The sequence below is a fragment of the Pseudomonas sp. 58 R 12 genome (genome assembly GCF_900005865.1).
In the GTDB taxonomy this organism is placed as follows: domain Bacteria; phylum Pseudomonadota; class Gammaproteobacteria; order Pseudomonadales; family Pseudomonadaceae; genus Aquipseudomonas; species Aquipseudomonas tritici.
Genome location: NZ_CVTP01000017.1, coordinates 235,418 through 256,208, shown reverse-complemented (window position 1 = coordinate 256,208; position 20,791 = coordinate 235,418). Strand labels below are relative to the sequence as shown.

At 60.8% G+C, this 20,791-nt stretch carries 17 protein-coding genes and 1 pseudogene; 12 read left to right on the top strand and 6 right to left on the bottom strand.

The window, feature by feature from the left end; all coding sequences use genetic code 11:
• Positions 1–131: 131 nt before the first annotated feature.
• From BFP95_RS14045 to BFP95_RS30335, 7 genes and pseudogenes are all read left to right on the top strand, one after another.
• A complete protein-coding gene (locus BFP95_RS14045; RefSeq protein ID WP_065873629.1) occupies positions 132–650 on the top strand; it encodes an RNA polymerase sigma factor in 519 nt (172 codons plus the stop codon).
• Positions 651–724: 74 nt separating this feature from the next.
• The gene (locus tag BFP95_RS14040; protein WP_049711711.1) at positions 725–1,693 is read left to right on the top strand and encodes a FecR family protein; all 969 of its coding nucleotides are present in this window, start codon (positions 725–727) and stop codon (positions 1,691–1,693) included.
• A gap of 115 nt (positions 1,694–1,808) precedes the next feature.
• Positions 1,809–4,373, top strand: coding sequence for a TonB-dependent receptor (locus BFP95_RS14035; protein ID WP_065910331.1), 2,565 nt, complete (start codon positions 1,809–1,811; stop codon positions 4,371–4,373).
• A gap of 134 nt (positions 4,374–4,507) precedes the next feature.
• Positions 4,508–5,116, top strand: a complete 609-nt coding sequence (locus BFP95_RS14030; protein WP_065873632.1) for a biliverdin-producing heme oxygenase — start codon at positions 4,508–4,510, stop codon at positions 5,114–5,116.
• Positions 5,117–5,229: 113 nt separating this feature from the next.
• Positions 5,230–5,643 (top strand): YbaN family protein, encoded by a 414-nt coding sequence (locus tag BFP95_RS14025; RefSeq protein WP_065880973.1) that lies wholly within the window; start codon positions 5,230–5,232, stop codon positions 5,641–5,643.
• A gap of 126 nt (positions 5,644–5,769) precedes the next feature.
• Positions 5,770–7,002, top strand: a pseudogene (locus tag BFP95_RS30340) (chemotaxis protein); the annotation flags it as partial.
• Between the two features lie 150 nt (positions 7,003–7,152).
• Positions 7,153–7,908 (top strand): methyl-accepting chemotaxis protein, encoded by a 756-nt coding sequence (locus BFP95_RS30335; protein ID WP_371905445.1) that lies wholly within the window; start codon positions 7,153–7,155, stop codon positions 7,906–7,908.
• Positions 7,909–8,042: 134 nt separating this feature from the next.
• On the opposite strand, the gene BFP95_RS14015 is transcribed toward BFP95_RS30335, so the two are convergent.
• Positions 8,043–8,606 (bottom strand): NAD(P)H nitroreductase, encoded by a 564-nt coding sequence (locus BFP95_RS14015; protein ID WP_065910329.1) that lies wholly within the window; start codon positions 8,604–8,606, stop codon positions 8,043–8,045.
• A gap of 140 nt (positions 8,607–8,746) precedes the next feature.
• Between BFP95_RS14015 and BFP95_RS14010 the strand changes: the two genes are divergently transcribed.
• The 5 genes from BFP95_RS14010 (at position 8,747) to BFP95_RS13990 (ending at position 16,648) form a co-directional block, all read left to right on the top strand.
• Positions 8,747–10,174, top strand: a complete 1,428-nt coding sequence (locus tag BFP95_RS14010; protein WP_065910327.1) for a di-heme oxidoreductase family protein — start codon at positions 8,747–8,749, stop codon at positions 10,172–10,174.
• 31 nt (positions 10,175–10,205) lie between these two features.
• Positions 10,206–11,270 carry an imelysin family protein gene (locus BFP95_RS14005; protein WP_065910325.1) on the top strand — a complete coding sequence of 355 codons (1,065 nt, stop codon included), beginning with the start codon at positions 10,206–10,208 and terminating at the stop codon, positions 11,268–11,270.
• 2 nt (positions 11,271–11,272) lie between these two features.
• The gene (locus BFP95_RS14000) at positions 11,273–12,370 is read left to right on the top strand and encodes a DUF1513 domain-containing protein (protein WP_065874587.1); all 1,098 of its coding nucleotides are present in this window, start codon (positions 11,273–11,275) and stop codon (positions 12,368–12,370) included.
• Positions 12,371–12,487: 117 nt separating this feature from the next.
• On the top strand, positions 12,488–13,618 hold the full coding sequence (locus BFP95_RS13995; protein WP_065910323.1) for an efflux RND transporter periplasmic adaptor subunit: 1,131 nt from the start codon (positions 12,488–12,490) through the stop codon (positions 13,616–13,618).
• A gap of 3 nt (positions 13,619–13,621) precedes the next feature.
• Positions 13,622–16,648: a multidrug efflux RND transporter permease subunit gene (locus tag BFP95_RS13990; RefSeq protein WP_065910321.1), complete on the top strand. Its 3,027-nt coding sequence runs from the start codon at positions 13,622–13,624 to the stop codon at positions 16,646–16,648.
• 61 nt (positions 16,649–16,709) lie between these two features.
• Here the strand turns inward: BFP95_RS13990 and BFP95_RS13985 are convergent, their stop codons facing one another.
• From BFP95_RS13985 to colR, 5 genes are all read right to left on the bottom strand, one after another.
• Positions 16,710–16,937, bottom strand: coding sequence for a hypothetical protein (locus tag BFP95_RS13985; protein ID WP_049711701.1), 228 nt, complete (start codon positions 16,935–16,937; stop codon positions 16,710–16,712).
• Positions 16,934–17,653 carry a lipopolysaccharide kinase InaA family protein gene (locus BFP95_RS13980; RefSeq protein ID WP_065874584.1) on the bottom strand — a complete coding sequence of 240 codons (720 nt, stop codon included), beginning with the start codon at positions 17,651–17,653 and terminating at the stop codon, positions 16,934–16,936. Before BFP95_RS13980 ends, BFP95_RS13985 begins: the two co-directional genes overlap by 4 nt.
• A 4-nt stretch (positions 17,654–17,657) precedes the next feature.
• Positions 17,658–18,338: a class I SAM-dependent methyltransferase gene (locus BFP95_RS13975; RefSeq protein ID WP_065874583.1), complete on the bottom strand. Its 681-nt coding sequence runs from the start codon at positions 18,336–18,338 to the stop codon at positions 17,658–17,660.
• 188 nt (positions 18,339–18,526) lie between these two features.
• Positions 18,527–19,807, bottom strand: a complete 1,281-nt coding sequence (locus BFP95_RS13970; protein ID WP_065874582.1) for a sensor histidine kinase — start codon at positions 19,805–19,807, stop codon at positions 18,527–18,529.
• Positions 19,797–20,480, bottom strand: coding sequence for a two-component system response regulator ColR (colR, locus tag BFP95_RS13965; protein ID WP_049711697.1), 684 nt, complete (start codon positions 20,478–20,480; stop codon positions 19,797–19,799). The genes BFP95_RS13970 and colR overlap by 11 nt, the downstream gene beginning before the upstream one ends.
• Positions 20,481–20,791: the final 311 nt, after the last annotated feature.

Sequence of the window (20,791 nt, the reverse complement as noted above, 5' to 3'; positions counted from 1 at the left end):
GCTATCGCGGGCAAGCCAGCTCCCACATAAGCCTGGTTCGCACAGGGATCCGTAAACCCGCTCAAAGTGCCCCTTGCCATTTGAGTTGATGATAAGCATTATCATTAACTGCATATCGGTCTGGTATCACTGTGAGCCAATCTCGCTTCAACCATGTCTTTCTCACCCAACGGGTGATTCTGCTTCGCACCTTGCAGCGGATGGTGAATAACCACAGCACCGCCGAGGACCTGTTGCAGGAAACCTACCTGCGCGTCACCCGGGCCCTGAGCGAGCGGCCGATCGATCACCTTGAACCCTTTGTCTATCAGACGGCGCGCAACCTGGCGCTGGATCACCTGCGCGCGCGTCGGATCCAGGCCCGCACGTTGCAGGAAGATGTCCCGCTGGACGTTCTGCAAAGCGTCGCCGCCCCTATCAGTACACCAGAGGACGCCACCCAGGCCGAGCAAATGCTTGAGGCCCTGAGCGTCAGCCTGGGCCAGTTGAGCGCCCGTCAGCAGCAGATTTTCATCCTCAGCCGCCTGCATGGTTGCAGCTATCAGGAGATTGCCGATCAGTTGCACGTGTCCTTGAGCACCGTGCAAAAGGAACTGAAGTTGATCATGGCCATCTGTGTAGGTGTGGCCGAACGGCTGGATCGGCCTTAAGCTTCACCCGACAGAAACGTCGACCCGAGCTGTAGGAAAGTTGATTAGAACGTGGCGAAGACCCGAGGAACACCGTGACGGACCCGAATAAACTGCGCCCCCACGAGCTGGCTCATGAGGTGTTGCAAGACACGGCTATGGACCAAGCCCTCGACTGGCTGATCGCCTTGCAGTGCCCGCAGCCTGGGCAGCAGGCCGAATTCGAAGCCTGGCTGGCGAGTGACCCGGCCCACGTCCAGGCTTTCGGCAAAGCCCAGGCCGCCTGGGGTGGCGCGCCGGTACACAGCGCCGCCGTTGCACTGGCCGTGCCACGCAAGCCCAGCGCCTGGCGCCGGGTCAAACCGCATTGGAAACCATTGGCCACCGCCGCCGTGCTGTTGATCGGCCTGTTCAGCTTCAGCAACCTGCCGGTACGCCTGCAAGCCGACCACCTCACCGTGGTGGGCGAACGCCAGCGCCTGCAATTGGACGACGGCTCGAAGGTGTTGCTCAACACCAACTCGGCGTTTTCCAGCAGCATCAAGGACCACCAGCGCATCGCCCGCCTGTACCAGGGCGAGGCGTTTTTTGAAGTGGTGCCCAGTCATGGCTTGCCCCTGGAAATCGACGCCGGCCCCGTGCGTGCCAGCGTGCGCGACACCGCTTTCGCCGTGCGTTACCTCAACGGTGAAGCCCAGGTGCAAGTGCAGCGCGGCGATGTCGACCTGAGCAATACCTTCGACGATGCCCGCGTGCGCCTGAGCGCCGGTGAAAGTATCCGCATCGGGCCCAAGGGCTTCGGCCAACCTGCCAAGCTGGACGCCAACAAAGACCTGGCCTGGGTGCAAGGCCGGCTGATCTTCGAAAACTGCCCGATGAGCGAAGTGCTCGCCGAACTGCGCCGCTATTACCCCGGCTGGATCGTCAACACCAACGACCGGCTCGCCAGCGTCGCCGTCACCGGCAATTACCGCCTCGACCAGCCCCTGGATGTAGTGCGTTCACTGGCTCACATCACCTCGGCCAAGCTGTCGGAATACCCGGCGCTGGTGATCTTGAACTAAATGAGAATTATTTTTACTCGATAGCTGACGGTGGTACGTCTCGTCTTAGCCAATGCAACTGATTCCTATTTGTTTCAGTTCGCAACTATAAGATTCGTATCCCGGAGCGCTCTCGATGTCCTCTTGTTTCAACCGCCGGTCCTCCTCGCCCGTCCTGTCCGTGCTGACGGCGGCTATCCTGCTGGCAGCTGCGCCAGTGATGACGGCCGCTGCTGCCGAACCTGCGCCGCGCAGCCATGGCAACTACACCTTCAACATCGAGCAGCAGCCGCTCGTCTCGGCACTCAACGCCTTTACCGCCGTCACCGGCTGGCAAGTCGGCCTGCCGGCGGAACTCGGCCAGGGCGTATCGTCCCCTGGCGCACGCGGCCCGTTGTCGCCGGAAAAAGCCCTGGATCGGCTGTTGGTGGGGACCAACCTGAGCTACCGCAAACTGGGCAACAACAACATCGTCCTGGAAAAGCGCGCAACGGGAAGCACCCTCAACCTGCAGCAGGTGACTATCAGCGCCACCCGTAACGAGCAGGATGTAAACAGCGTGCCGAGCAGCGTCAGCGTGCATGAACGTGAGGAGCTGGACCGCCAGAACGTGAACACCATTCGCGAGCTGGTGCGTTACGAGCCCAACGTCTCAGTAGGCGGCGCCGGCGGCCGTGCGAGCAACTCGGGCTACAACATTCGTGGCATTGACGGCGACCGCATCCTCACCCAGGTGGATGGCGTGGAAGTGCCGGACAATTTCTTCAACGGCCCTTACGCCAAGACCCGCCGCAATTACGTGGACCCGGAAATCGTCAAGCGCGTGGAAATCCTGCGCGGCCCGGCCTCGGCCCTGTATGGCAGCAGCGCCATTGGTGGCGCCGTCAGCTATTTCACCCTCGACCCGGATGACATCATCAAGCCCGGCCAGGACTTCGGCGCCCGCCTGAAGACCGGCTACAGCTCCGCCGACGAGAGCTGGTTGACCTCTGGCACCGTCGCCGGGCGCGTGCAGGACTTCGACGGCTTGCTGCACTTGAGCCAGCGTAATGGTCACGAAATGGAATCCTACGACGGCAACAACGCCACGGGCCTGGCGCGTACCGGCGCCAACCCCGAAGATGCGCGCACCACCAACGTGCTGGCCAAGCTGGGTTGGAATTATGGCGATGACAACCGACTGGGCCTGACTTACGAGAAGTTCAAGGACGATCGCGACGTCAACCTCAAGAATGCAGTGGGCGGCCCATTCACAGGCGGGCGCGGCTTCAACTTCTACCGGGCGCGGTCGGGCAACGACACCATCACCCGCGAACGTTTCGGTATCGAAAACCGCTTCGCCCTCGAATCGCCGATTGCCGATCACATCAAGACTAGCCTCAACTACCAGATCGCCAAGACCGACCAGACCACTGCCGAGATCTACCAGCCATCACGGCGTGTCTTGCGCACCCGCGAAACCCTTTATGAAGAAAAACAGTGGGTGTTCGACGCACAGTTGGACAAGGCCTTCAGCCTGGGTGAAACCGATCACCAACTGACCTATGGCACCACCCTCAAACAACAGAAGGTTACCGGCTCCCGCGAAGGCGCGGCGACCTGCCTGGCGGTCGGCAGCGGTTGCACGGCCATCGGCGCGCCCAGCCCGATTGCCAGCGACAGCGTGAAAAAAGCCAGCGACTTCCCGGACCCGACTATCAACACTTACTCGCTGTTCGCGCAGGACCAGATCACCTGGGACAAGTGGACCTTCCTGCCCGCGGTGCGCTATGACTACACCCAACTCAAGCCCAAGTTGACTGAAGAGTTCCTCAACACCGTCGACCCGACGCGGATCTACGCCCACAGTGACAAGGAAAAAACCTGGCACCGTGTGACGCCCAAATTCGGCCTGACCTACGCGCTGACCGATCACTACACCTGGTTTGGTCAATACGCTGAAGGTTTCCGCACACCGTCAGCCAAAGCCTTGTACGGCCGCTTCGAAAACCTGCAGCAGGGCTACACCGTCGAGCCCAACCCGGACCTCAAGCCGGAAAGCAGCAAAGGCATGGAAACCGGGATTCGTGGCAACTTCGATTCCGGCTCGTTTGATATCGCCGTGTTCTACAACAAATACCGCAATTTCATCGACGAGGACGCCTCCGTCGCCGGCAGTACCTCACAGCAATTCGAAGCCAACAACATCAAGCACGCCACCATCAAGGGGATCGAAGCCAAAGGGCGCCTGAACCTTGATGCGTTTGGCGCACCGCAAGGCCTGTACACCCAGGGTTCGGTTGGCTACACCTATGGCCGCAACGACGATAATGGCGAGGCGCTCAACAGCGTCAACCCGCTCAAGGGCGTATTCGGCCTGGGCTACGACCAGGACAACTACGGTGGCCTGCTGAGCTGGACCCTGGTGAAAAAACAGAATCGCGTCGACAGCACCACCTTCCATGCGCCTGACGGCAGCACCACTGGCCCCTTCAAGACCCCAGGCTTCGGCATTGTCGACCTGACCGCCTTCTATAAGGTCACCCACGACGTGACCCTCAACGGTGGTCTCTACAACCTGACCGACAAGAAGTACTGGAACTGGGATGACGTGCGCAGCTACGACGGCGTCGGCGAGGCCGGTGTGACCTCGCCCGCCAACCTCGACCGCCTGACCCAGCCGGGTCGCAACTTTGCGATCAACGTGGTCTGGGACATCTAGCGCGCACCACTCACCTCGTCGAAATTTCATCGCCGGGGTGAGGATTTTTTACTGTGCCGCGTCTTCTTGTTCGTCTAGTTGATAACCGCTCTCTTTAAGAGCAATAAGGCGCTCCCCTTCTCAAGGACTTATTCATGACCGCTTCTCCTACCGCAGAACGTCCAAGCCTGCGCTCCCAGCGCCTGAACCAGATCACGAACGAGCCGCACACCAAGCTCGACGCATTGGTCAAAGCCCACGCGCCGTTCGAGACACAGGCCAACTTCGCGCGTTTCGTGGTGGCGCAGTATCTGTTCCAGTCGGAATTGGTGGCCCTCTACAACGATGCCGAACTGATCAAGATCGTGCCGGACCTGGCGGAGCGCTGCCGTGCGGACGCCGCCAAGCTGGACCTGGCCGACCTGGACACCGAAGTGCCTGCGCCGGTGGCGGGCGCCGTGAAGAACCCGAGCAAGGCCGAAGCCCTCGGCTGGCTGTTCGTTTCCGAGGGCTCAAAGCTCGGCGCTGCGTTCCTGATCAAGCGCGCCGTGGGCCTGGGCCTGAGCGAAACCTTCGGTGCCCGTCACCTAAGTGAACCGGCCGGCGGTCGTGCCGAAGGCTGGAAGCGCTTCACCCGCACCCTCGACGCCTTGGCGTTCAGCGCCGAAGAGGAAGCCGCAGTGGAAAAAGGCGCGGTCGACGCGTTTGTACGCTTCACCGTCTTGTTGGAACAGGCGTACGCTAGCGCCCCTGAACTGGCGTAATGCTCCGGTAGAAACCGGATCAATGTGGGAGCTGGCTTGCCTAGCCAGCTCCCACCCTTGATTGCATTTCAACTCAAGCAATCTGTCTCTCTTTCCACCAGATAAGCTTCACCATGACCCGCAAACCCCAATCCACCTCGAAAATCGCGCAGATCCTCTTCGGCCTGCTGGCCTACGTCAGCCTGGGCATCGGATTAGTGGCGATTGTCATCCCGGGTTTGCCCACCACCGAATTCATCCTCTTGGCCGCCTGGGCCGCCACCAAAAGTTCGCCGCGCCTCAGCGCCTGGCTGGAAAACCACCGGCTGTTCGGGCCGATCCTGTCCAACTGGCGCAACGGCAAGATCATCGCGCGGCGGGCCAAGGTGAGCGCCACCGTGAGCATGCTGCTCTGCGCGATCCTGATGCTGGTGATGCTCGACCACGGCTGGCCGATCTACCTGGCGATTGCCGGCATGAGCCTGGGCAACCTGTGGATCTGGTCACGCCCGGAACGGCTTGCACACCCCACAGAACGCTGCCTGTAGGCATTCTCCTACCGCTCATCGCTTGCTTCTCATGAATTGATTTATGACGCCGATGTTTCAGACATAGCGCCGAATGGACTTGGCTCTGCTGCTTGCATACCAATACGTCCATTCGCGAGTGAACCTATGTTCGACACCCTCTCCATCCGCTTGAAAATCGTGCTGTTGTCAGGCCTTTGCCTGTTGGGGGTGATAGCGCTGATCATCAGTATCAACCTGTACGAGACTGATCAGAACGATCACCTGATCAGCGATTCAAGCTCGCGAATGCTCACCAGCAGTGTGCAGAACCTGCTGCAAGCCAAGGCTGCCGAACAGGCGGTGCAACTGCAGAAAACCTTTGGCGAGAACCTGTTGGTGGTGACTGCCCTCGCCGACCAAGTCAAGGACTTGCGCAACCTCGCCGCCAAGCGCTCACTGGACCCCGGCGCGCTGCGAGAGGAACTCAACCAGAGTCTTAAAACCACCTTCGAACGCAACAGCAAGGTGCTCGGTATCTGGTTGTCGTTCGAGCCCAATGGGCTGGATGGCAAGGACAGCGAATTCATCGGCGACAAGGCTCGCGTGTCCAACGAAAAAGGCCGCTTCTCCAGCTACTGGAGCCGTGCCGGTGGCGAAGGCCTGAACACCATAATGGTCGAGGATGACCTGACCAAGACCGCCCTCAACCTCAGCGGCACGCCCTACAACATTTGGTACACCTGCCCACGAGACACCCGCAGCACATGCCTGCTGGACCCGTACGAAGACACCGTGGGCGGCAAGCCGGTGCTGATGACCACCATCTCCCTGCCGCTGATCGTGGACGGTAAAGTGATCGGCGTAGTCGGTGTCGATATCGCCCTCAACAGCCTGCAAACCCTCGCCGATGCTGCACAAAAGGAATTGTTCGAAGGCGCCGCGCAGTTGGAAGTCATTTCCAGCACCGGCCTGATTGCCGCCCACAGCGGCGAGCCGGCCAGGGTCGGCAAAAACCTGGTCGACACGCTCGGCGCCGAAGGCAAGGAAATCGTGCAACTGCTGGCCAGTAACAGCCACGTCAACCGCGAACAGGGCGACACGATCCGTGCGGTCTACGCGGTCAAACCTATCGCCGATGCAAAAGCCTGGGGCGTGGTGGTCAAGCTGCCCAAACACGTCATGCTTGCCGACGCCACGAAACTCCAAGGTGTGCTCGACAAAGCCCAGGCCAGCGGCACCCTCAAAGCCTTGCTGGTGGGCGCCGCCGCCGGCTTGCTCGGCTTGCTGCTGATCTGGCTGACCGCCACCGGTGTGACCCGTCCGATCAACAGCGTGGCCGCCATGCTCAAGGACATCGCCAGCGGTGACGGCGACCTCACCCAGCGCCTGGCCTATGCCAAGAAAGACGAGCTGGGCGAACTGGTGAACTGGTTCAACCGCTTCCTCGACAAGCTGCAGCCGACTATCGCGCAGATCAAGCAAAGCATCACCGAAGCGCGGGGCACTGCCGATCAGTCCTCGGCCATCGCGCGCCAGACCAGCGAAGGCATGCAGGTGCAGTTCCGCGAAATCGACCAGGTGGCCACGGCGTCCAATGAAATGAGCGCCACCGCCCATGACGTCGCCAACAGCGCGTCCAATGCCGCCAGCGCGGCACGCGGCGCCGACCAGTCGGCACGTGAAGGCATGCAGATCATTGAAAAGAGCACACGGGACATCACCACCCTGGCCGAGGAAGTCAGCAAGGCGGTGACGGAAGTCGAAGCCCTGGCGGTCAACAGCGAACAGATCGGCTCGGTACTCGAAGTGATCCGCAGCATCGCCGAGCAAACCAACCTGCTGGCACTCAACGCTGCCATCGAAGCTGCGCGCGCCGGGGAAAGCGGGCGCGGGTTTGCGGTGGTGGCCGACGAAGTACGCAACCTGGCCAAGCGCACCCAGGATTCCGTGGAGGAAATCCGCCTGGTGATCGAACGCATCCAGAGCGGCACCCGTGGCGTAGTGGCGACCATGCATTCGAGCCAAAGCCAGGCCCAGAGCAATGCCGGGCAGATCCATCAAGCGGTGCAGGCCCTGGGCAAGATCAGCGATGCCGTCACGGTGATCAGCGACATGAACCTGCAGATCGCCAGCGCCGCCGAGCAACAAAGCGCCGTGGCCGAAGAGGTCAACCGCAACGTCTCGGCAATTCGTACCGTGACCGAAACCCTCACCGGGCAGGCCACCGAGTCGGCGGCGATCAGCAGCCAACTGAATGCATTGGCCAGCCAGCAGATGAAGTTGATGGATCAGTTCAGGGTGTAACAGATCCTGAATTCAATGCGGGCCCCTGTGGGAGCGGGCTTGCCCGCGATGGCGGTGCATCAGCAACACATCATTGACTGACCCACCGCCATCGCAGGCAAGCCAGCTCCCACATAAAGCAGATTTGCATCGGCTTAACGACCGGGCCAGGCTTGAACAAACGCCGCCACATCCTCTTTCGGCGCAGTACGCGGCGGATTTTGCGGCGTACCCAAATACAGGAAACCAATCACTTCCTCATCCGCCGTCAGCCCCAAGCCTTTAGCAACGTGCGCCGAGTAGGACAATTCGCCAGTGCGCCACACCGCACCAATGCCCTGGGCGTAGGCCGCCAACAGGATCCCATGGGCAGCGCAGGCCGCAGCCAGCAGTTGCTCGGACTTCGGCACCTTGGAATGTTCCTGCAAGCGGGCAATCACCACCACCACCAACGGCGCACGCAGCGGGCCATTCTGGGCTTTGTCGATGGCGGCTTGCGGCGCTTCAGCGTCTTGCAGGCGCGCCGCCTCAGCCAGCAACGTGCCCATTTGCTCGCGGGCGGCGCCTTCCACCGTCAGGAAACGCCAAGGGCGCAACTGCCCGTGGTCGGGCGCCCGCATGGCGGCGGCGAACAGCACGTCGCGCTGCTCCTGGGTCGGTGCCGGTTCCAGCAAGCGCGGCACGGAAACACGGTTGAGCAAAGCGTCGAGAGCCTGCATTGGCCACCTCCAGAGAAAAATGTGCGGTCATTCTAGCGGGAATGAATCGGGATGCCACCAAACGATAATTGCTCTTATTCATTGCGCCCTGCCCTGTTAGACTTTGCGCCCATAATTTGCGCATTCGCTCAGGGTTTCCGATGTTCCGTCCGTTTTTTCGCCTGTCCGCAGCACTGCTGGCCTTGAGCTTGGCTGCCTGCGATGACGCGCCCAGGTTCACCAAGGCCGAGCCGGGTGAATCACGGGCGGGCGGCGCAGCGACGGTGAACAAGCGTGACCAGAACGCGTTTTCCCTGCCCTCGGCCAACCTGTCGGCCACGCGGCGCCTGGATTTCAGCGTGGGCAACAGCTTCTTTCGCAGCCCCTGGGTGATCGCGCCGTCCACCACCACGGCGCGTGATGGCCTGGGCCCGTTGTTCAATACGAATGCCTGCCAGAACTGCCATATAAAAGACGGCCGTGGGCACCCCCCGTTGCCCGATGCACCGAATGCGGTGTCGATGCTGGTGCGCCTGTCCATTGAGAATAGCCCTGCGTATGCCAAGCTGATCGAACAGATCGGCGTAGTCCCTGAACCGGTCTACGGCGGGCAACTGCAAGACATGGCCGTGCCCGGCGTTGTGCCCGAAGGCAAGGTGCGGGTCGACTACACGCCGGTCAACGTTACCTTCAAGGACGGCACGGTAGTCGAACTACGCAAGCCGGACCTGCAAATCACCCAGCTTGGCTACGGCCCGATGCATCCGGATACACGCTTCTCCGCGCGCATCGCCCCGCCGATGATCGGCCTGGGCCTGCTGGAAGCCATCAGCGACGCCGATATCCTGCGCAACACCGACCCGAAGACCGCCGACAAAGAAGCCATCGTCGGCCGCGCCAATTGGGTCTGGGACGACGCCCAGCAAAAAACCGTGCTTGGGCGTTTCGGCTGGAAAGCCGGGCAACCCAACCTCAATCAACAAAATGTTCACGCGTTTTCTGGTGATATGGGCCTCACCACGTCCCTGAGACCGTTCGATGACTGCACCGATGCTCAAGTCGCCTGCAAGCAGGCGCCCAACGGCAATGGGCCCGACGGCGAGCCTGAAGTCAGCGACAATATCCTGCGCCTGGTGCTGTTCTACACGCGCAACCTGGCGGTGCCAGTGCGCCGCGACGTCAACTCGCCGCAAGTGCTGGCCGGTAAAAACCTGTTCTATCAAGCGGGCTGCCAGGGTTGCCACACACCCGCGTTCACCACGGCCGCCTCTGCCTCCGAACCTGAACTAGCCAGCCAAGTGATTCGCCCCTACAGCGACCTGCTGTTGCACGATATGGGCGACGGATTGGCCGACAACCGTAGCGAATTCAAGGCCGGTGGCCGCGACTGGCGCACGCCGCCGTTGTGGGGCATTGGCCTGACGCAAACCGTGAGTGGCCACACCCAGTTCTTGCATGACGGCCGCGCGCGCAACCTGCTCGAAGCCGTGCTGTGGCACGGCGGCGAAGCACAAGCGGCGCAGCAGCATGTGTTGTCTTTCAATGCCGAGCAGCGCGCTGCGTTGCTGGCGTTCCTGAATTCTTTATAAGCCTTGTCCCAATTACAGAAGGGAGCTCGACATGTTCCGTCCCAAGTTGTTGTTCACCAGCCTGGCCGCTCTCGCCCTCGGCGCTTGCTCACCGCAAGACCCGCAAGCAGTGACCTCGGCGGCTATCGCCAAGCAAGTGATTTTGCCGACCTACAGCCGTTGGGTTGAAGCCGACCGCCAACTGGCCGTCAGCGCCCTGGCTTACTGCCAAGGCAAGGAAAGCCTGGACACCGCGCGCGCCGACTTCCTGCATGCGCAAAAGGCCTGGGCCGAGTTGCAACCGCTGCTGATCGGCCCGCTGGCCGAGGGCAACCGTGCGTGGCAGGTGCAGTTCTGGCCGGACAAGAAGAACCTGGTCGGCCGCCAAGTCGAACAACTGGTCGCCAGCCAGCCACAGATCGACGGCGCGGCCCTGGCCAAGTCCAGCGTGGTCGTGCAAGGCCTGTCGGCCTACGAATACATCCTCTACGACGCCAAGACCGACATCGCCGACGACGCCCAAAAAGCCCGTTACTGCCCGCTGCTGGTGGCTATCGGCGACCGTCAGAAGGCCCTGGCCGAAGAAATCCTGGCCAGCTGGAACAGCACCGACGGCATGCTTGCGCAGATGACCAAGTTTCCTAACCAGCGCTACGCCGATTCCCACGAAGCCATCGCTGATCTGCTGCGCGTCCAGGTGACTGCGCTGGACACCCTGAAGAAAAAACTCGGTACGCCGATGGGCCGCCAGACCAAGGGTATCCCGCAGCCATTCCAGGCCGATGCGTGGCGCAGCCAGTCGTCCCTGCAAAGCCTCGAGGCCAGCCTCGCGGCGGCCCAGACTGTGTGGGTCGGCGTCGACAACAAAGGCCTGCGCGGCCTGTTGCCTGCCGAGCAGAAGCCGTTGGCCGACAAGATCGATGCCGCCTATGCCGCCTCGCTGAAGCTGTTCGACAGCAACCAGCGTACCCTCAACGAACTGCTGGCCGACGACGCCGGGCGCCAGCAGCTCAACGACATTTATGACAGCCTCAACGTTGTCCACCGCCTGCACGAAGGCGAACTGGCCAAGGCGCTGGGCATCCAACTGGGCTTCAATGCCAACGACGGTGACTGATGATGCTCAGGCGACAGGCTTTGGCGGTTGGCAGCATGCTGCTCAGCGCGCTCACCTTGGGTGGCTGGACGCTGTTCAAAAGCAAAGACAAAAGCCCGCTGCTGCTCTCGGCGCGCGATGATGCGGACGGCAAGCACTACGCTGTGGGCTATCGCCTGGACGGCAAGCAAGTGTTCGCCACCCAGGTCGGCCAGCGCTGTCACGACATCATCAACCACCCGACGCTGCCCATTGCGCTGTTTGTTGCCCGTCGCCCGGGCACTGAGAGTTATCTGATCGACCTGCGCAGTGGTGCGCTGCTGCAAACCATCACCTCCCATGCCAATCGCCACTTCTATGGCCATGCGGTCATTCACAAGAGCGGCGACTGGCTGTACGCCACCGAAAACGACACGTCCGACCCCGGCCGTGGCCTGCTCGGCGTGTACAGGTTCGAAGGCGAGCGGCTGGTGCACAGTGGCGAGATTTCCACCCATGGGATCGGCCCGCATCAGGTGTCGTGGATGCCCGACGGCGAAACCCTGGTGGTGGCCAACGGCGGCATTCGTACCGAAGCCGAAAGCCGCGTGGAGATGAACCTCAACGCCATGGAACCGAGCCTCGTGCTGATGCACCGCGACGGTACGCTGATCAGTAAGGAAACCCTCGGCCAGCAGATGAACAGCGTGCGCCATATGGGGATCGCCAGCGATGGCACCATCCTTACCGGGCAGCAGTTCATGGGGCCGTCCCAGGAGCGTTCCGAGTTGTTGGCGATCAAGCGACCGGGCCAGCCTTTCGTCGCGTTCCCAGTGGCCGACGAGCAGTTGCAGGCGATGGGGCACTACACCGCCAGCGTCGCGGTGCACAGCGAATTGCGCCTGGTGGCGTTGACCGCCCCACGGGGCAACCGCTTCTTTATCTGGGACATGGACAGTGGCGAGCTGCGCCTGGATGGACCATTGCCCGACTGTGCCGGTGTCGGCGCCGTCGAGGATGGCTTTGTCGTGACCTCGGGCCAAGGCCGTTGCCGGTTCTACGATTGCCGTCAGAAACAGTTGGCAGCAAAACCGTTGGAATTGCCGGCAGGGCTCTGGGATAACCATCTGCATCTGATCTGACGCACCCCTCTGAACAGGGCCAGTCCTGGCCCTGTTCCCGGTGATAAACACCGTCTGGAATACCCACTACACTTCTACAAAAAAATCGTCTGCCAAAGTTTTCCAGGGAACCGGAATATGCTGCGCCGTCGCATGCTGATCATGTTGGGTATCGTCCTGTTAATCGTCCTGCTGCTGGGGGGCTACAAAGCCTTTTCCATCTACCAGCAGATCCAGGTCTTTTCCACGCCAAAACCGGCGGTCAGCGTGGCGGTCGCGACGGTGGTCGAACAACCCTGGCAACAGCGCCTTCCATCCGTCGGCTCACTCAAAGCCCTGCAAGGTGTGAACCTGAGCCTGGAGGTGGCCGGCACGGTCAAGGAGGTGCAGTTCGAGTCCGGGCAGAAGGTCAAGGCCGGACAACCGCTGGTGCAACTCGACAGCGCAGTGGAAAGCGCCCTGCTGGAAACCGCCCAGGCTGACCTCGGGCTGGCCCAGCTGGATTATGGTCGCGGCAGCCAACTGGTGGGCAGCCAGGCGATTTCCAAAGGCGAGTTCGACCGCCTCTCCGCGCAACTGCAAAAGAACAAGGCCACGGTCAATCAGCTCAAGGCTTCGCTGGCGAAAAAACACATTGTCGCGCCCTTCAGCGGCACCATCGGCATTCGCCAGGTGGATGTGGGTGACTACCTGGCCAGTGGCACGGTGATCGCTACCTTGCAGGACATCAGCAGCCTCTACGTCGACTTCTACATCCCCGAACATGCCGTGCCCAAGCTCGCCCTCGGGCAAGCCGTGCAGGTGCAAGTGTCGGCTTACCCAGGCCAGCCATTCTCCGGCAAGGTCAGTGCAATCAACCCCAAGGTCGAGAACAGCACCCGCAACGTGCTGGTGCGCGCCACCCTGGCCAACCCTGACGGCAAGCTGCTGCCCGGCATGTTCACCAGCCTGGACGTGCTGCTGCCCAATCCCGCTCCGCAAATCGTGGTACCGGAAGGCGCGATCACCTACACCCTCTACGGCAACTCGGTGTACGCCGTGGCCGAGAAAAAAACCGAGCGTGGTGAGGTCGAAAAAGACACCGGTGGCAAGCCGCTGCTGATCGCCGAACGGCGGTTCGTCGAGACCGGTGAGCGGCGCGGCGGCCTGGTGCTGGTGAGCAAAGGCCTGAGAGCCGGTGAGCAGGTGGTCAGCGCCGGCCAGTTGAAACTGGATAACGGCACACCCATCGCCATCAGCCCGGACAAAAACCAGCCGGCAGGGCACTAGGCCATGAAGTTCACAGACGCCTTTATCCGCCGTCCGGTGCTGGCCATGGTGGTCAGCCTGCTGATTGTGCTGCTGGGTTTCCAGGCCTACAGCAAGCTGCCGCTGCGCCAATACCCGAGTATGGAAAACGCCCTGATCACGGTGACCACCGCCTACCCCGGCGCGAATGCCGACACCATCCAGGGCTATATCACCCAACCGCTGCAGCAAAGCCTGGCCAGCGCCGAAGGCATCGACTACATGACCTCGGTGAGTCGCCAGAACTTTTCGGTGATCTCGATCTACGCGCGCATCGGTTCCAACAGCGACCGCCTGTTCACCGAATTGCTGGCCAAGGCCAACGAGGTGAAGAATAAACTGCCGCAAGACACCGAAGACCCAGTGTTAAGCAAAGAGGCCGCTGACGCCTCGGCGCTGATGTACATCAGTTTCTCCAGCCAGCAGTTGAGCAACCCGCAGATCACCGATTACCTGTCACGGGTGATCCAGCCCAAGCTCGCCACACTGCCGGGCATGGCCGAGGCGGAGATCCTTGGCAACCAGGTGTTCGCCATGCGCATCTGGCTCGACCCGGTGAAACTGGCAGGCTTCGGCCTCAGCGCCAGTGACATCACCGACGCCGTGCGCCGCTACAACTTCCTGTCCGCCGCCGGCGAGGTGAAGGGCGAGTTCGTGGTCACCAGCGTCAACGCCAACACCGACCTCAAGTCCGCCGACGCCTTTGGTGCGATCACCGTCAAAACCGACGGCGACAGCCGCGTCCTGTTGCGCGACGTGGCCCGGGTGGAAATGGGCGCAGAGAACTACAACGCCATCAGCTCGTTTGGCGGAACGCCGTCGGTGTACATCGGCATCAAGGCCACGCCCAGCGCCAACCCGCTGGATGTGATCAAGGAAGTGCGCAAGATCATGCCGGAGTTGGAATCCCAGCTCCCACCCAACCTCAAGGCGGAAATTGCCTACGACGCCACGCTGTTTATCCAGGCGTCCATCAACGAGGTGGTCAAGACCCTGTTTGAAGCCGTATTGATCGTGATCGTAGTGGTATTCCTGTTCCTGGGCGCCCTGCGATCGGTGGTGATCCCAGTGATTACCATCCCGTTGTCGATGATCGGTGTGCTGTTTTTCATGCAGTTGATGGGCTACTCGATCAACCTGCTGACACTGTTGGCGATGGTGCTGGCCATCGGCCTGGTGGTGGACGATGCCATCGTGGTGGTGGAAAACATTCACCGGCATATCGAGGACGGCAAGACACCGCTGGATGCGGCACTGGAAGGCGCGCGGGAGATTGCCCTGCCGGTGGTGTCGATGACCGTCACCCTGGCGGCAGTGTATGCGCCCATTGGTTTTCTCGAAGGGCTCACCGGCGCACTGTTCAAGGAGTTCGCCCTGACCCTGGCGGGAGCGGTGATCATCTCCGGCATTGTTGCCCTGACCTTGTCGCCGATGATGTGCGCGCTGCTATTGCGCCACGATGAAAACCCTTCGGGCCTGGCCCATCGCCTCGACCGGATTTTCGACAGCCTCAAGCGCCGCTACCAGCGCATGCTGCATGGCACCCTGAACACGCGGCCGGTGGTGATCGTGTTTGCGTTGATCGTACTGTGCCTGATCCCGGTGTTCCTCAAGTTTACCCAGTCGCAACTGGCCCCCGACGAAGACCAGGGCATCATCTTCATGATGGCCAGCGCACCGCAGCCGACCAACCTGGAATACCTCAACACCTACACCGACGAGTTCATCAAGATTTTCAAGGAGTTCCCGGAGTACTACTCGTCGTTCCAGATCAACGGTTTCAACGGTGTGCAATCGGGCATCGGTGGCTTCCTGCTCAAACCGTGGAACGAGCGCGACCGCACCCAGATGCAGATACTCCCCGAGGTACAAAGCCGCCTGGAGCAGATTCCGGGCCTGCAAGTATTCGGCTTCAACCTGCCCTCCCTGCCGGGCACGGGCGAAGGGTTGCCGTTTGGCTTTGTGATCAACACGGCCAACGATTATGCCTCGTTGCTCGAAGTGGCCAACCGCGTGAAGAAACGCGCGATGGAGTCAGGCAAATTTGCCTTCGTCGATATCGACTTGGCATTCGACAAACCCGAAGTGGTGGTGGATATCGACCGCGCCAAGGCCGCGCAGATGGGCGTGTCGATGCAAGACCTCGGCGGCACCCTCGCAACGCTATTGGCCGAGGCGGAAATCAACCGATTCACCCTCGATGGACGCAGCTACAAAGTGATCGCCCAGGTAGAGCGCGCCTACCGCGACAACCCCGACTGGCTGAACAACTACTACGTAAAGAATAACCAGGGCGAACTGCTGCCGTTGTCGACCTTGATCACCCTCACCGACCGCGCTCGTCCTCGGCAATTGAACCAGTTCCAGCAACTCAATTCGGCACTGATCTCGGGGTTTCCCATCGTGAGCATGGGCGAGGCCATCGACACGGTGCGCCAGATCGCCCTTGAAGAAACCCCACCCGGCTATGCGTTCGACTACAGCGGTGCGTCACGGCAATTCATCCAGGAAGGCACGGCGCTGTGGGTCACGTTTGGCCTGGCCTTGGCGATCATCTTCCTGGTGCTGGCGGCGCAATTCGAGAGCTTTCGTGACCCTCTGGTGATCCTGGTGACAGTGCCGTTGTCGATCTGCGGAGCGCTGATTCCGCTATTCCTGGGCTGGTCGAGCATGAACATCTACACCCAGGTCGGCCTGGTGACACTGATCGGCCTGATCAGCAAACACGGCATCCTGATCGTGGAATTCGCCAACCAACTGCGCAAAGACAAGGGCCTGACACCACGGCAGGCAGTGGAGGAAGCGGCGGCGATTCGCTTGCGGCCGGTGTTGATGACCACCGCGGCAATGGTATTCGGCATGGTGCCGTTGATTTTCGCGACAGGGGCAGGTGCGGTGAGCCGGTTTGATATCGGAATGGTGATTGCCACGGGGATGTCGATCGGCACACTGTTTACGCTGTTTGTATTGCCCTGCGTGTACACCCTGCTAGCCAAACCGGATACGCCTTGAACCTACAAAGCAAAAAAAGGGCCTCGCATCGCAAGGCCCTTTTCTGGGGGTTTGAATCGTTTCAACTCTGTGGCCTCATCCCTTGAGACATTCCAAACATAAACAGCAACAACTCGTGATCAGGCTTTACCGCCGTGCTCGCCTTGGCGACGCGCGGCAACGGGCATTGCGCGCCACCCTGCATTGCGCTGAGCACCTGTGTGCGAGGCTGCTCCCACGCCGCCAGCGCCAAGGCTGCAACGCCCAGCGCCCCGACCAAAAACAAACCTCGTGCTATTTCTAGCTTCATCTGGTTAAACCCTTGATAGCGCTGCCAAACGCCGTCTCGTAAAAGTAGCTGAGTTTTTTCCAGTCGGCATCGCTCCACGACGAATGGCGGCGCAATTGCAGCATGTCATGGGAGGCTGCCCGATAAGCGGTCAAGCGCTGGCGGCATTTCTCGAAATCCAGCAGCGCCACTTCAACATTGGCCGAATCACCTTCGCCTGTCACCCGCACAAAAATATGCTTGATGTACAGACAGCCATGCTGCCAACGCCCCTTGTGCATGCGCGCCAGGGTGCCAGCCAATTCCTTGAGCACGCGTTCATGCACCTGCTCGCCGTATTGCTCGCGGCCACCGGCGGCGTACCAGTTTTCAATTTCGTCAAAGCCATCAAGGGCTGCGGTCACCAGCAGTGCCTGCCAACGGTGCTCGGGGTCGCGGCGCGCCTCGCAAAAGACCATTTCCGGAACGCGTACGTCCAACAGGCGCAGGCCTTTGATGGCATCGCGTTCACGCAGCACGGTGGGACGGCCGAAGGGGTGCAGCCAACTGCGGTAGATATGCCCGGTCTGGCGCTTGCTATAGAGCAAACGTCCATTGGAGCTTGTCACGCGCTGCACGCCACTTTCACCGCCGCGCCGGCGGTTGGGCTCTTCGACCCATTCGCCCTGCTGGCGCCAGAAATAATCGAATCGCTCTTCGGGCGCTACGTGACTGCCTGCTACGCACTCAACTGCCATCCTGTTACCTCTTGCGTAATACGTACACCCGCCACATGGCGTAGAGCGGTATGAAGTCCAGGGATTCCTGAACGCGAAAGCCGGCTTCCTCGAACTCCGCTTCGACAGTAGCAGCCGGTAACACAAATCTGTTTTGGTAACCTTCCTGCTCACCGTTCTTGCGACGCTGCCCTTCGAGACGCTTGCGTTTCCAGGCTTTGAAATTGCCATCGACCCACAGCGAAATGATCACGCTGTCACGGGTAACACGCTGAAACTCCCGCAATATCGCCAGCCGATGCGCCGGATCACCAATGTGGTGCAACAGGCGCATACAAAAAATACTATCGACGGCGTTATCCGGCAGATCGATATCAAACGCAGACGTTTGCAAAGGCCGTACCCGTTTCACCACTTCGGCGGGCTGGGCGACCGTTGCCACCTTCAACATCGAGGCGGAATTGTCAGCACCGATGATCACACGGTTGGGTTTTTCGGCCAGCAGCGGCCAGAAGCGCCCGGCACCGCAGGGCAGGTCCAGCACCAAGCCAGGCTCACCGGCCATCGCCAGCGCGCCACGGGCCAATTGCTCGTCGCGCTTATGGGACAGCCGGCGTGCCAGATTGTCCTGATGCTTGAGCAAATATTCGTGGGCGTGCTCGTCGTCGTACTTTTTCGAAAATTCGAGCTTTATCGGGGTAGACATCTACGGATCTCCAGTTGCTGATGCCTACAACCTTAAGCAGCAATCTGTGATCAACAGGTCAACCCGTTGTGAAAAACTTGTCCTGTCCAATCCCATACATTTCAAGACTTTACAGACACAAGCAATAGCATCGGGCCATTTTCGCCGAATTACGGTGATGTCTGGCAGGATAACGGTAGGGGGTGGAGTCAGGCGTTGACCTGACTCAGTTGCACATGAAAGCGGCAGCCGTTGGGCTCCATGGTGCTGAGGCTCACGCTCCAGCCCTGGTTCTCGCAGATGCGCTGGACCAGAGACAAACCCAGGCCCAAGCCGTCACCGCGCTTCTCGTTGCCGCGCACGAACGGCTCGAACATCGCTTCGCGCTTGTCTTCGGGAATCCCCACACCGGAGTCTTCCACCACAAAACCACTGGGCTCCAGGGTCAGGCGGATAAAACCGTGTTCGGTGTAATGCAAGGCATTGCGCAGCAGGTTGCCCATTACCGCGTGCAGGAACGTCGCGTTGTACCGGGTATCCAAGGGGTTGCCCGGCTGGTAGATCAACTCCAGGCCCTTGCGCTCAATGGGCTCGCGCCAGATACCGAGCAGATCATCGGCGACCTGCTCCAGGCTGACCTGGGGCGACATGGTGCCGTCGTCATGCTCCGCGCGGGCCAGCATCAGGAAGGTCTGCACCAGTTCACGCATTTCCTCACAGGCACGGGCGATCCGCTCGACCTGGTTACGCCCACGCTGATCGATGGCCGGGTTTTCCAGCAGCAGTTCGCAGGAACTGGCCAGCACCATCAACGGGGTGCGCAACTCGTGGCTGACATCACTGGTGAACATCTGCTCTCGAGACAGGGCCTGACGCAGGCGGCCCAGCGTGGCATCGAAGGCCACGGCCAGCTCACCCACTTCGTCAGCCGCGTAATCTGGCGCCAGAGGGGGTGCCAAACCCAGCAATTGGTCACGGTGACGTACTTGGCGAGCCAGGCGCACCACCGGTGCCATCACTTTGCGCGCCAACACCCACCCCAGGAAAACCGCCAGCGCCAGACTGAGTACGAAACCCACCAGCACCACGGCAAACAGCACGCGTTCGCGCTCTTCGAAATCGCTTTGGTCCTGCAACAACACGTAGCGCCGGCCGTCGACCACTTCAACCATGGCGTGGTAAGACAGCGACTCGCGGAATACTTCGTGGAAACCGGGTTCGAGGTGACGCAGATCCTTGGGCAATTCAAAATCGCCGGGACCTCCGCTGAAGTAAAACAGCTGGTCCGGCTCGGGCCGGTGGCGCCAGTCCTCGACGGTATCCATCAGCAACAGGCGCTGCAGGTCACCGCCCAGGCCGGCCGAGATCAGTTTTTCTTCCACCAGGTGCACAGTCGCGACGATGCCCATGGCGAAGGCGCCCGCCACCAATGCACTCATCAAGGCAAAGGCAATGATGATCCGTTGGGCAAGGCTCTGCTTAAACTCCATCACGCCCCTCGGCCAAGCGATAACCGACACCGTGCACGGTTTGCAGCAATGGCTTGGCGAACGGTTTATCGATCACTTGGCGCAATTGGTGGACGTGGCTGCGCAGACTGTCGCTGTCCGGGCAGTCATCGCCCCACAGCGCTTCTTCAAGGATTTCGCGGCGCAGCACGTGCGGGCTCTTCTGCATCAGCACCGCCAGCAGTTTCAGGCCGACCGGGTTGAGCTTGAGCAGGCGCCCTTCGCGGGTGACTTCCAGGGTGTCGAGGTCGTAGCTCAGGTCAGCCACCTGCAGTGTGCGACGACCGCCGCCCTGTGCACGGCGCAGTACGGCTTCGATCCGCGCCGCCAATTCCGACAGGGCAAAGGGTTTGAGCAGGTAATCGTCGGCGCCAGACTTGAAGCCTTGCAGCCGATCATCCAGTTGATCGCGGGCGGTGAGCATGATCACCGGCGTGTCACGGCGCGCATCTTCGCGCAGGCGCTTGCACAGGGTGTAGCCATCGATGCCGGGCAGCATGATGTCGAGCACGATCAAATCGTAATGTTCAGTGGCAGCCAAGTGCAGGCCCGACAAACCGTCCTGCGCACAGTCAACGGTATAACCCTTCAACCCCAGGTAATCCGCCAAGTTGGCGAGGATATCGCGGTTGTCTTCAACCAATAAAATTCGCATGGGAGTGTCTCCGTACGCGGTAGCGGCCGTGTTGGCTCGCGCAGCTTAAGGCCAAGTGTGGCTCAGGGATAGGCCTGGAGGGCATGCTGATAAAGCTTTTCAACCAAGATTTATAGTGAACGAGATTTTCACTATGGCTTCACACAGTGGCGACAGTGCCAGGGCGAAAATTTGCGGTTAATTCAACGTTTCATCGGTTCGCAGTGCGCCATCGCAGGCAAGTCAGCTCCCACAGTTGACTGCAATTCAAACTCAAACAATAAAAAAGCCCCGCCTGCATCACTGCAGGCGGGGCTTTTTCAGTACGGGGG